Source organism: Spirochaetota bacterium, from assembly GCA_034190085.1.
Classification (GTDB): Bacteria; Spirochaetota; UBA4802; order UBA4802; family JAFGDQ01; genus JAXHTS01.
The window spans coordinates 1-12,506 of record JAXHTS010000002.1; the positions used below are offsets into that span (position 1 = coordinate 1).

Consider the following 12,506-nt stretch of genomic DNA (forward strand, 5'->3'; position numbering starts at 1 on the left):
GAATCAGGTAAATGCCATCCATCAGATTTTGATATTAAACCCATAACGATATCCTCCAGTAATATTATGCCTCTTAATGAAAGTATCGGCAAATATTACTCCCTACTGGAATAGACTCTAATTGTAAAATCACACAATATAGAGATCATAATACATATTATAAATACTTTTTTACCCTGTTGCCAATGTCCGGTCTATAATACATCCCCTCAAATGAAATCTTTTCGATTTCATTATAAACCTTATCCCTGGCAGAGATATAGTCATCGCTAATAGCCGTTACATTAAGCACCCTTCCCCCATTTGTATAGAGGCTGCCGCCCTCAGTCCTTGTCCCTGCATGGAAGAGGATTATATCATCGCTTAGGGATTCAAGCCCCTTAATTTCCTTTCCCTTCTTATAATCCCCAGGATATCCCCCGGAAGCCAGAACAACGGTTATGGCAAATTTATCAAGAAAAAATAATTTTAAATCTTTCAGATTACCACTAATTGTCTTTTGAAAGACATCCCCAAGTTTGCCATCCAGCAAGGGTAGAATAGCTTGGACCTCGGGATCTCCAAATCTAACATTGAACTCTAAAACCCTAATCTCATCATCACAAACGATTAGACCCGCATATAAAATTCCCTTAAAGGCGATCCCCTCCTCCCTCATCCCAGCTATCGTAGGTTTTAATATCTCAGTGCAAATCCTTTGTAATTTCTTATCATTTATAAGTGGCGCAGGAGCATATGCACCCATACCTCCCGTATTGGGGCCTCTATCTTCATCAAAGATTCTCTTATGATCCTGCGCAGCCACAAAGGGGAGTACCGTCTCACCATCAGAAATGCCTAACACCGAGACCTCCTCACCATCAATAAAATCCTCGATGAATACCCTTGTGTCATCCCTCACATTCTGATTCACAAAATCTATTGCTTCTTTCCTGCTTTCCGGAATACCTACCCCCTTTCCCGCGGCAAGACCATCAAGTTTAATAACCATTGGATAATTTTCGTATCCCTCGATATATTTAATAATACCATCCCTGCCTATAAAGTCAATATGCTTTGCCGTTGGTATGGCATATTTCTCCATTATTGATTTGGCAAATAGCTTGCTTCCCTCAAGCATAGCAGCCCTTTTGCTTGGACCAATGACTGGGATTCTCTTACCCTCTAAGTAATCTACAATTCCTGAACATAGTGGCGCCTCCGGACCCACTATTACAGCGTCTATCCTCTGTTCAACACAGAATTTGGATATCCGATCAAAATCATCTATGGGCATATCAATCCTGTATTCATCCCTTATCCCTCCGTTTCCCGGGGCGACAAACACCTCCCTAGCGCTCCCATCACTGAGCAATCTCCAATATAAAGCATGCTCCCTACCGCCAGAACCGATGATTAAGTATTTCATTACTCCTCCCATAATTATACAATGATATTCAGCCTTTACGAAAGAAATTACAAACCAATTTCCTTCATCCTATCACAGCTTTTGTAGCCGGATCATATAGGACTCAACTCATAAATTATTCTATTAACAAAAAATCCTATAGTTGTGAAAGGGTATTAGCAGATGCTTTGCAGAAATAAAAAGGAAGCATTAAATTTTTTCAAGCCATATTTGTTCCTCTGAAGATGAAGTAGGCTTTGCCTATTCTAATCTCATCCCAATCATACAGCGCCTTTGGCCTAAGAAGCTTTTTGTCATTGAGGTAGGTTCCAAAATCAGAGGCCAAATCAAAAAGATAGTATGAATTCTTAACCCTCTTAATCTTAGCATGTCTTGGGGAAACTGTATCATCATCAATAACGAGATGATTCCCCTCCCCGCTGCCAAGTGTAAACTCTTTATACACTATTGGTATTTTACCCCATTTTTCAGGCCCCTCTCTTCTCATAAGCCAGGGCTTTGAATATAAACTCTCATAATTCTCCGGATCTGATTCGATCTCCATCAAATCGCCTGTTTTGTCATACACCTCAGAATCCTTAGGGGAATCATGATACATCTTAATTATCTTTGGCGGGACAGAGAGCCTTTCAATAATCTTGCTATTTCTTCTAAATGAATATATTATTATGAAGACTAACAGCAGTAATAACAGAAAGATTAGGCCAAGCAATAATATCTCTGAGAGGTTCTTAAAATGAAATAAATCAAATCCTCTCTTTGTCGAAAACTCCACGCTGTCTCTATCCCTAATAGAGCCGTATTTCAGCCTAACCTCTACTTTATGGGATTTTCCATCTGGCTTAGCCATGGATTGATAACTAATCATATAGTGATTGTTTAACATATTCACTATGGTTCTATATATCGAATTCACTTCTTCCACTCTATGATTATATATCACCCTTCCGCCAGTTATTTTGGAGATCCTTGAAAGGATTTTTTTTCTTTGAGATGATTTTGAGCAAATAAAATATATTGGAATATCATTCTCTTTAGCATAATTTATGATATCATCAACCTCGATTGTGCTTCCCTCATCCTTGCCATCGGTAAACACAATAACAGCCTTTTTCAAAACATCAGCCTTAGTTAAAAGATTGATGGAATCATATATGCAATTATAAAGCATGGTCTTGGTGCCATGCCTCTGAACCTTTTCTATATTCTTAAACAACTTAATTTTATTGTTGGTAAAGCTGGTGAGCAGTGTGACCTCATCATTAAACCTGAAGACTGCTATTTTATCATTGGGCTGTGCATTATTTGCAATCTTCTTCGCTGACCTCTTAATCTCTGCGAGGAATTGTCGACTTATGCTCTTGCTCGTATCTATTGAAAATACAAGATAGAGAAAATCTTCTAAATTTGATTGGCTCTTTACAGTTACATAATTGACTCTATAATCATCCTCATAGAGAAGTATATTCTCCTCATCCAATCCTGTAATCACCGTATTATCAATGTCCTTAACTGTGAGAAATAAATTAACCTGTGGGAAATCAGATTCTGCATCAATGCTTTTCAGTTTTATAAAAGGCCCTGCCAGAACTTGGGATTTACCTATAATTATAATTGTAATTATTAAAGACCAAATAAACTTAAGCCCACTACCATAAGGATTCACGGATATACCTTTCCACTCTATTTTATTAAATTATTCAAAAAGATGCCATCATCTCAGTTTCATTATCGGACTAAAGAGTACTATATGCAATACTTTTCTCATTGACTCATTCACACATTGTGTAAATTTGTTGTACATTAATGATAACAGTGCATCATCATAAGCACGTCCGCGAGTGAGGAGATGCTTTTTCACCTAATTCACTTAAGAATAGGCTTTTCTTTTTGACTTGGGTAGAGGCAACCAGATGCTTCCACTTTTAGGAAAGTTACAACTTGACAAGTAAATGTGAAAATGGTATTGATGAGTCATTCATACAAGTTCGATAATAAGTGAGAATATCATAACGCCTATTGCTTTTATTAGGGACGAAGCAGCCATATCGCTTGCGCTTTAAGAATATTATTGCATTGAGGAAAAAATATTTTATGGATGAAAGGGGTTGGACAGTTCGCATCATATGGAGATATACGCTTCTCCAACTTCCTGCTATTGCTTTGCTTGTAATGAGCCTAATTATGGTTCGACGATGGATATGGGATGATATGCCCTTTTGGCTTTTAGGGAGTATTATCGGTTTTTGGATTGCCAAGGATATAATAATGTTCAGGTATGTATGGAGATCTTATGACTGGGATCGTTCATCAGAATCGAACTCAATGATCGGTGAGCGGGGCCTTGCGAAGGAACGTTTGGCTCCCTTGGGATATATCCAGATACGAGGCGAGCTATGGCGCTCCAGGGTGATGGATGATAGTCCTCCGGTTGAGAAGGGAGAAACAGTCCAGGTACGCGATATCAATGGATTAACCCTACTAGTAGAAAGCTGTAATGAAGAAACTCAAAAATAAAATATTCAACCATAGTATAGTTCAGTAAATAATGCCAATAATCGTGGTATAATGCTTAAACATAAATCATATATACTTTGAGAAGATTTAGAATGAGCTCAAGAATAGATGAGATAATTTCCTTCTGGTTTAGCGGATCACTGGATACAGCTGATCTAATTTCAGAAAGGATTAAAGTTTGGTTTCATACTGATGAAACATTCGATAATGAGATACGCGAAAGATTCCAATCCGATTATGAAGCAGCCATTCATGGACAACTTGATTCATGGAAAAACTCATCCCGTGGAATGCTTGCATTAATCCTCATACTCGATCAGTTTTCAAGGAATATGTTTAGAGGAACACAACAGGCTTTTGCACAGGATCACATTGCACTCCAGCTCTGTTTGGAGGGCATTGCACAGGGTAGGGATATAGAACTTAGTCAATTGGAAAGAGCCTTCTTCTATATGCCATTACAACATGCGGAGGACAATGATCTTCAGGAATTAGGCATGAAAAAATACAAACAACTTCATAGCCAAACCCCAGAGGGAATAAAGAAAGAGATGCTCGGTTTTCTTAATGCCTCAACAGAACATCGCAACATCATAAAACAGTTCGGTCGATTTCCTCATAGAAACCAAATTCTTAAACGCGCATCTACTAATGAAGAAGAAAAATTTCTAAAAACCCAAAATTCTTGGTATGGACAAAGGCCTGTACAATAGGCAATTAACTGGCTTTCATGAAATGCTAAAAAACTGAAAGTGCAAGGGATTGAGTAATGATAGAAATCTTTGAATCAATTATTAACACACTAATCAAGCCCAAAGAGGATGACTGTGCTTTCTATATTTATAATCCTATAGAACATCTAGATGATAAAAGTGAAAAAAATATAGACATCTTAAAGTCATTAAACGCCGCTTTCCTCATCACCCTTGCAGGCTCCAGACATCCATTTTATAAAAGAGCTAAAGATTATCTCTGCCGAATGGCAGACTCTTCACAACATATAGATGTAGCTCGATTTTATATTAATGGGACAGAGATAATCCGTCAAGAGATCGAATCTTTATATAAAGACGATCCTGATTTTGCTGACAGAATGAACACTCTTTATAAATGGGTTTCCAATAAAAGGAATCTGAACAGCGTTGAAGAGACAACTGAAAAAATATGGTCAGTTTTTTTCCCAGAAGCGACCGACATGCATACTAACAGAAATCAAAGTGTAGAATCCTTACGTTCGAAACGTACAATAAATATTAAAGAATTGAATGCTACACCAATCGAGAATCCAGCTCAACAGGTGCTGTTTACATCAAATGTTCTCCTAACAACCCCTCCTGAATCTATATCTATAGATGATCTTCACTTCAGTTTTCATTTAAAAGAAAAATTAGCTCAAACCTCCCAGGAGCCGCAACTATACTGGTATGATCATCCAATTCAGATTGGTGTGGAACCTGAGAATAACGAAGTCTTTTATGGCCTAAGCAACTTGGATAGGACACTTGAGTTTGAACGCATCCGAGGAAATGCAACAGATAACTCAAGGCTTTCATGCGTATTGTCAGTTTCAGTAACTCATCAAGGGCTACAGGATTTAGCAAAGGTATATCTTGAGGAAGAGTTTGCACATATTGGGGGTCTGAAAAATATTGATGTTTATGTTTTTACTGAAGCGGACACAGAGCATATTGTCACCGAAATTCTAATTCCTGCTGCTGAGCATTACCTTGGACGCAGTGATGCAAAGGAATTATTTGATATTTTTGGAGTGGATGGACAATATGGCAGACACTATAGCTTTCTGAAAGCAATCGCCGCCTTTTGGACAGTTTTCATTCAACCAAAAATTAAGGCCACCTTCAAGATCGACCTAGATCAGAGCTTTCCGCAAAGAGAGCTGGTTGAGCAATCAGGGGCATCCGCCTTTGAACATCTATGCACGCCTCTCTGGGGAGCATATGGCGTTGACTCTGATGGGAGAGATGTGGAATTCGGCATGATAGCCGGATCTCTGGTTAACGAATGCGATATCTGTAAATCTCTATTCACTCCCGATGTTCTGTTCCCAAACCGCAAGCTATCACCGGATGAATATATCTTTTTTAGTCATCTTCCTCAGGCAGTTTCAACTGAAGCGGAAATGATCACGCGTTACACCATTGATGAACTTGACGGCATAAAAAGATGCATCCAGCGTATTCACGTTACTGGTGGAACAAACGGGATATTAATAGACAGCCTCCGCAGATATAGACCGTTTACACCATCCTTCATTGGTCGAGCTGAAGATCAAGCATACATCTTATCCACGTTCACCAATTCGGGCACAAGTCTTGCATATGTTCATAAGGATGGGCTTATAATGAAACACGATAAGGATTCCTTCGCCCAGGATGCAATCCTTAATGCCTATATTGGCAAGCTTATTGGAGATTATATACGCATTATCTACTTTACTGCATATATCAGGATGCTCACAGATAATAACGTCAATAAGCTAAAAAAAATTATCGATCCATTTACAGGTTCCTTTGTCTCCTTTATCCCTGCAACCGTTGTTTATCTGCGCTTTTCATTAAAGGCTGCCTCTCTCTTTACCGCCGGACAAGAGGAGCAGGGTGTAGAATTTATAACTGACGGTGCTGCGCGTCTAACAGACGCACTAAAGTTTGTCAGCGGCCCAAACAGCATACTCAAACAACAATATGAAAAGGAGCGTATTGGTTGGGAACTCTATTACGATACACTCACAGCATCGGAAAAGGCTCTCGAGAATAACGACAACTTTGCATCAAAACTGCAAAGGAGAGCCAGGGCTAAGATTAACCAATGTGCTATCATGCTGAGCAAGCAATGATATATATTTATAAATTAGCGCTTAGCGCTGATTAAAAAAATTAACATTTATCAGGAGGTATGAATCATGAAGTCAAGATGTGAAAACTGCAAACTTCGTAGTTATGCAGAGAAAAAGCCAGATTCATTGATTAGCAAGATATGGAAATGGCATACGGGATGGTGCCCTGGATGGAAGAAATACCAGGCAGAGATAAACAAGACAAGTTAGGGATCTGCTTGAGTAAGGAATTGCTATATAAGTTAGAGAAAAAAATAATAGTTGGATTCTGTTATGACCATATCAGAAAATGATATTGATGAACTAAAATATGCTAAGGATCTTTTAGAAAATCCTGGTTTTGCAGCAAAAATTACAAATGTATTGGGAAGCACCATTGAGAAGGGATTTGATTTTGTTCCAATAAAGATGTCGGAGATCATCCTTCATGCTGCAAGGGAATCATTGATGAAGGCTTTGGAATTTGCGGTTATCACGATGGATGACCGCAAAAAATCATCATCTTCTAATTTTTTTCACAAAATGAGTGTAGCCGCAACCGGCGCAATTGGAGGCGCCTTTGGATTGCCAGCCCTTGGTGTTGAGTTGCCTGTCTCAACGATTATAATGCTTCGCTCTATAGCTGATATTGCGCGAAGTGAAGGGGAAATGATTAAATCCATTGAGACAAAGCTGTCATGTCTGCAGGTATTCGCTCTGGGTGGAGAATCCAATGCAGATGATGCAACTGATAGCGGATATTTCATGCTGCGTTCCGCCTTAGCCTATCAAGTTACAGAGGCTTCTAAATATATTATCGAAAAGGGTATATATGATAAGGGCGCGCCAGCCATTATCCGGCTTATCTCAACCATTGCATCCCGTTATGGAGTTAATATTTCCAAAAAAATTGCTGCTCAGGCTGTTCCTGTAGTAGGGGCAGGAGGGGGCGCTTTAATCAACACAATTTTCATCAATCACTATCAAGACATGGCGCGTGGTCATTTTATTGTTCGAAGGCTTGAACGAATCTATGGAACAGAGGCTATTCAACTATTATATGAGAAGCTTTGATCTCATAACCTTGCCCCCAAATCAATATCTAAGCAAAATCCTCCCTAAACACCCTCAGACTGGAAATAAATGTTATGGTCATATGACATCGCTGGCTGATTTTTGTATTATTTAATAAATATTTCGAAATGTAATAATATTTGATTAATCACCCTAGGAATGCAAGACTTTCTCACGTTGAGACAATTCATCTATCCTTGTATGAACCGGTGCAAGGGATTTTACCATGTTTTTTACCAACTCCAGAAAAACGACTTAAATCTCCAAGGCGTCATCATAGCCATAAGATTTCTATTTATCTTAATTCTAACTCCCTGTATTCTTTTTTTGAAAGGGATTTAATAAATCAATCGGTATTGGGAATAGGGTTGTAGAATTATTCTCTGTTGCGACCTCCCTAAGGGTTTGCAGATATCTCAACTGCAATGCAATGGGATGCTCCTCCATAAGTCGAGCAGCCTCTACCATCCTGGACGCCGCTTGAAACTCTCCTTCAGCGTTTATCACCTTTGCCCTTCTCTCCCTCTCTGCCTCTGCCTGCTTTGCCATTGCCCGCTGCATCTCCTGTGGAAGGTCAACATGCTTAACCTCAACAGCAGAAACCTTTATGCCCCATGGATCGGTCTGTGTATCCAAAACACTCTGCAATTCCTCGTTAATTCGATCCCTGGCGCTCAGGAGGTCATCCAGCTCAACCATACCCAAAATACTCCTAAGCGTTGTCTGAGCGAGCTGAGAGGTGGCAAAGTAATAATCATCCACCTCTGTTACTGCCCTATTCGGTTCAATCACCCTGAAATAAACCACAGCATTAACCTTAACTGAGACATTATCCTTTGTGATAATATCCTGAGGGGGCACATCCATAGCCACAAGTCTAAGATTAACCTTCACCCACTTATCTATAAAGGGGATTATTATAATTAAACCAGGCCCCTTTGGTCCCCGAGGGGGGTTAATCAGCCTCCCCAATCTAAATACAACAGCCCTCTCATATTCTTTCATAATTTTAATTGCTGAAATAACTAAAAGTACTATTAACACAACTAAGGTTGGGAATAAGCTAAACATAAAAACCTCCATAAAAGCATTTGTTCTATACTCTCAAAAAATTAAAACCTATATACCTAAGAATCAAACCTCATCTTTCCGTCAATCCTTCATCGCTTATTGTTGAAAAAGCCTGCTACTGGCCAATTTCCTTTTCAACGATCAAGGTCATCCCCATAATATCCTTCACTAAAACAGAATCATCTTTTCGAATATCCTCATCTGATTTAGCATTCCATATCTCACCATGAACAATAATCTTCCCCTTTCCTGTAAAATCCATCATAGCAACTCCAGATTCGCCTACCATCCCCTGCATACCAGTAGTAACCTTATCCTTATGCACAACTATCACAGATCTTACAACAATAAAAAAGAAGCAGAGCAAAAATATAACCATTACAATGATAGAGGATAGAGGGATTTGCCCGCCAGGTAAAGGAGAATCAAAGAGCATCATTGAACCAATAATAAATGATATAACTCCACTTATTGTTAGCAAACCATAGCTTGTAATCTTGAGTTCCAATATGAATAACAATATTGCAAGAGCAATCAAAGAAAGGCCAGCAAAATTTATGGGAAGAACCCTAATTGCCAATAAAAAAATAAAAAATGATGCGGCCCCAATAACACCAGGTAGGATTAATCCAGGACTCTTGATCTCCATACCAATTCCAATCACTGCAATTATAAAAAGGAGAAATACTACCTGTGGATCAGCAAAAAAATTGAGAATTCGTTGCTTCCAATCCATCTCATAGGAGATTTGACCAATATGAAGGGTGTTCAGCATGACCATATCTCCATTAACTTCTACTTTTCTATTATGAAGCTTCTTTATAAGATCATTCATGTCCTCAGCTATAAAATCTATTACGCCCAATCTCTCCGCTTCAATATATGTGCTAGATATGGCATCCCTTACAGCCTTCTCTGTCCAATCCTCATTCCTCTTTCTCTTCTGAGCAAGGCTTTTGGCATAGGCTATCGTATCATTCAATACCTTCTTCTCCATTATGCCATCTATGTTTTTGCCCTCTTTATCCTTATTCCCAAAGTTCAAGAAGGGGCTCACCGGATGCATGGCGCCAATCTCAGTGCCAGGAGCCATTGCCGCTATATGAGCTGACAGCATAATATAACCCCCGGCAGAGGCAGCTTGAGCACCCTTAGGATAGGTATATACTACTACAGGCACTTCTGATGAGAGTATTGATTTAATTATCTCCCTCATAGATGACATCATACCGCCAGGCGTATCCAGTTGAAGGACAACAAAATGCACCTGTTCTCTTCCAGCTTTTTCAATGGATTTAACAATGTGCTCAGATATAATTGGATTTACTGATCCCTCAAGCTTTATTATTGCATACTTATTGGATGCAAATAGAACCGAAGAGAATAATGTTGTTGAAATTACATAAAATAACAGTATATAATATAATCTCTTTACCATGTTATTCATCTCACTCCAAATCTAATTTGTCTATTTATGCATTAAAATTGTATTATTAAAGATATTCAAGCTATAAGATAACCTAGGGTAGGTTAACATATAAATTAACATACACTCATATCAAAGCCACAACAAGTTGAAGAGCAAGGCCTATGATTGGTTATTCAGCAAGTCACTTATCAGGATAGTCAATCTACTATAGTTATCATTTTGGGTCAAATCTATTTTATGATTGACCTTTTTATCCGATAATTATTGAAGATATTGAGGTAATTCTATAATACGATGAACTAAAAATAAATAAGACAATTCATGATTCACAAATTTATAATATGCATGCACACGACTGGAAGGATTGTCGGACAAAGGACAGGATAATGGATTATACATCTGTTTTCTCCAAGAATACTTTTTCCGATTATTGCGCTAATCTTAGACCTTTTACAGGAAGGATGCTATTTCTTATGTTTTTAATATTCTTATCCCTAATGCTCTATCAAAATCTATTTGCTCAAGAAAAAAATATAAAACCTTCTATCAAGGATGAAAGAGAGGGCATGATACAGAAGGAAGGTGAAGAGACAAAAGACGGCAGCAAAGATATAAATAATATAACTCAACCAGATTCTACAAAAAATTCAAAAGAAGACAATGAAAATAATATAGAAAATATCGAGACTGAGAAGGTTACAATTGAAAATGGACAAACAGAGGATAAGGATTTTGAGAGAGAGAAAAAACTAGCTGATAGGATAGAGAAAATTATTGATTACGGCACACATAAAGAGAGGAAAAGGGCGATAAACAATATTCTACTCATAAAGAATGTTGAATTAAAGGACAAGCTCGAAAAAAAGCTTATTGATACAATTAGAGACGAAATTGACTCTGATGTCAAGGTTAAGGCCATTACAGTAGCTGGGGAACTGGAGCTAGCAATGGCGATCCCTGAACTCCAAGACTCTTTAAATGACGAATCCGAGGATGTGCAAATTGCTGCAGTTTATGCAATCAAAAAGATAGGCGATCAAAGCACTAAACAGAGTCTCATTCTTAAATTTAAGGAACAGTCGCTGGATAATAATTCAATTCTAATTGAGGCATTGATTGATACTCTTGGTGAATTTAATGCCGTTGAATTACGTGAATACGCCATAAAGGCGATTGAGGATGATAATACCACTAAAGATATCCGAGAGTTATTAGTATTATTTCTTGGTAACATCGGATCCATAGAATCTAAGGATTTTTTAATTAAGCTACTAAAGGATGAGGAAGAAGAAAAGGGAATAAGGGCTTTTGCTGCTAATTCAATTGCGCGCCTCGGTATCAGAGAGGCTGCTGGGGATATTGATGAGATAGTAAAACAGATTGAATCATATTCATACAAAAAGAAGAAGCGATACTATAATTTATACATATATTGCATTGCCGCTTTGGCAAAAATAGGAGATGAGAAAGCAATTCCACGACTCATAAATTCTCTTAGAAGCGACAGCTCAATAGTGAGATTAAGAGCGATAAATCTCATTAAAGAGCTAAACGATAGTAGAGCTATTGATATACTAAAATATAAGATGAAGCATGATCCAAGTCCAAGAGTACAGAGTTCAGCCAAAAAGGCCTTGGAAGAACTGGGTGTGATAATAGATAATAAAAAGCGGGAAGTCAAGGAGATGGGTCAAGAGGAGGAGAACATTTCCATGCCCAGTGAAAAAGAACCTAATGAATAAGGGAGGAAGGATGTACAGGAATAATTCATATGAAAGAGCTGGTCTAAGGAATAGACTTAAAGAGTTATCCATTCTCTTCTGCTTTATCATTACCTCAGCTTTAACCTCACTTATGGTGATGAATCTAACAATATACCCTATTGCCATGTTTTCCATTCAACATAGTGTAATATACACCTATATAATCAACCACCTCATATGGTTGATTATAATCGCACTGTTATTATATAAATTCATAAAAAAGCTTTATATGATGAAAAAATATAGCGCAAAACTTCATCATATAATAAAGGATATGCTATTAAAACCAATGATATTCTTTGCCACATCCCTAATCATCCTTGTTCTAATTATCACAACAGTATCGATCATGTATCTTCTATTACAAAACAACTATTACCTTTTATACCGACTAACGAATATTTAAAT

Annotated in this window: 11 protein-coding genes; 7 read left to right on the top strand and 4 right to left on the bottom strand. The window is 38.0% G+C overall.

Annotation, left to right across the window (positions count from 1 at the left end):
* Window positions 1–157: 157 nt before the first annotated feature.
* Both purD and SVZ03_00195 read right to left on the bottom strand, forming a co-directional pair.
* Window positions 158–1,408, bottom strand: a complete 1,251-nt coding sequence (gene purD, locus SVZ03_00190) for a phosphoribosylamine--glycine ligase (protein MDY6932622.1) — start codon at window positions 1,406–1,408, stop codon at window positions 158–160.
* A gap of 199 nt (window positions 1,409–1,607) precedes the next feature.
* Entirely contained in the window at window positions 1,608–3,074 is a 1,467-nt protein-coding gene (locus SVZ03_00195) for a VWA domain-containing protein (GenBank protein MDY6932623.1), read from the bottom strand.
* A gap of 428 nt (window positions 3,075–3,502) precedes the next feature.
* Here SVZ03_00195 and SVZ03_00200 point away from each other — a divergent pair, with 428 nt between their 5' ends.
* From SVZ03_00200 to SVZ03_00220, 5 genes are all read left to right on the top strand, one after another.
* Complete coding sequence (locus tag SVZ03_00200) at window positions 3,503–3,925, top strand: NfeD family protein (GenBank protein ID MDY6932624.1); 423 nt, start codon at window positions 3,503–3,505, stop codon at window positions 3,923–3,925.
* Between the two features lie 92 nt (window positions 3,926–4,017).
* The gene (locus SVZ03_00205) at window positions 4,018–4,638 is read left to right on the top strand and encodes a DUF924 family protein (protein MDY6932625.1); all 621 of its coding nucleotides are present in this window, start codon (window positions 4,018–4,020) and stop codon (window positions 4,636–4,638) included.
* A 56-nt stretch (window positions 4,639–4,694) separates the two neighbouring features.
* A complete protein-coding gene (locus SVZ03_00210; protein ID MDY6932626.1) occupies window positions 4,695–6,782 on the top strand; it encodes a hypothetical protein in 2,088 nt (695 codons plus the stop codon).
* A gap of 66 nt (window positions 6,783–6,848) precedes the next feature.
* Window positions 6,849–6,992: a hypothetical protein gene (locus SVZ03_00215; GenBank protein ID MDY6932627.1), complete on the top strand. Its 144-nt coding sequence runs from the start codon at window positions 6,849–6,851 to the stop codon at window positions 6,990–6,992.
* Window positions 6,993–7,055: 63 nt separating this feature from the next.
* Window positions 7,056–7,835, top strand: a complete 780-nt coding sequence (locus SVZ03_00220) for an EcsC family protein (protein MDY6932628.1) — start codon at window positions 7,056–7,058, stop codon at window positions 7,833–7,835.
* A gap of 306 nt (window positions 7,836–8,141) precedes the next feature.
* On the opposite strand, the gene SVZ03_00225 is transcribed toward SVZ03_00220, so the two are convergent.
* Both SVZ03_00225 and SVZ03_00230 read right to left on the bottom strand, forming a co-directional pair.
* Window positions 8,142–8,906, bottom strand: coding sequence for a slipin family protein (locus SVZ03_00225; protein MDY6932629.1), 765 nt, complete (start codon window positions 8,904–8,906; stop codon window positions 8,142–8,144).
* A 115-nt stretch (window positions 8,907–9,021) separates the two neighbouring features.
* Entirely contained in the window at window positions 9,022–10,344 is a 1,323-nt protein-coding gene (locus tag SVZ03_00230; GenBank protein MDY6932630.1) for a nodulation protein NfeD, read from the bottom strand.
* A gap of 464 nt (window positions 10,345–10,808) precedes the next feature.
* On the opposite strand from SVZ03_00230, the gene SVZ03_00235 reads away from it, so the two are divergent.
* On the top strand, window positions 10,809–12,077 hold the full coding sequence (locus SVZ03_00235) for a HEAT repeat domain-containing protein (GenBank protein MDY6932631.1): 1,269 nt from the start codon (window positions 10,809–10,811) through the stop codon (window positions 12,075–12,077).
* Window positions 12,078–12,087: 10 nt separating this feature from the next.
* Entirely contained in the window at window positions 12,088–12,504 is a 417-nt protein-coding gene (locus SVZ03_00240; GenBank protein MDY6932632.1) for a hypothetical protein, read from the top strand.
* Window positions 12,505–12,506 lie beyond the last annotated feature (2 nt).

Bases quoted from the DNA above. Each gene is read 5' to 3' on its own strand.
- purD (MDY6932622.1), bottom strand. From the start codon at position 1,408: ATGAAATACTTAATCATCGGTTCTGGCGGTAGGGAGCATGCTTTATAT.
- SVZ03_00200 (MDY6932624.1), top strand. From the start codon at position 3,503: ATGGATGAAAGGGGTTGGACAGTTCGCATCATATGGAGATATACGCTT.
- SVZ03_00205 (MDY6932625.1), top strand. From the start codon at position 4,018: ATGAGCTCAAGAATAGATGAGATAATTTCCTTCTGGTTTAGCGGATCA.
- SVZ03_00210 (MDY6932626.1), top strand. From the start codon at position 4,695: ATGATAGAAATCTTTGAATCAATTATTAACACACTAATCAAGCCCAAA.
- SVZ03_00215 (MDY6932627.1), top strand. From the start codon at position 6,849: ATGAAGTCAAGATGTGAAAACTGCAAACTTCGTAGTTATGCAGAGAAA.
- SVZ03_00220 (MDY6932628.1), top strand. From the start codon at position 7,056: ATGACCATATCAGAAAATGATATTGATGAACTAAAATATGCTAAGGAT.
- SVZ03_00225 (MDY6932629.1), bottom strand. From the start codon at position 8,906: ATGTTTAGCTTATTCCCAACCTTAGTTGTGTTAATAGTACTTTTAGTT.
- SVZ03_00230 (MDY6932630.1), bottom strand. From the start codon at position 10,344: ATGGTAAAGAGATTATATTATATACTGTTATTTTATGTAATTTCAACA.
- SVZ03_00235 (MDY6932631.1), top strand. From the start codon at position 10,809: ATGTTTTTAATATTCTTATCCCTAATGCTCTATCAAAATCTATTTGCT.
- SVZ03_00240 (MDY6932632.1), top strand. From the start codon at position 12,088: ATGTACAGGAATAATTCATATGAAAGAGCTGGTCTAAGGAATAGACTT.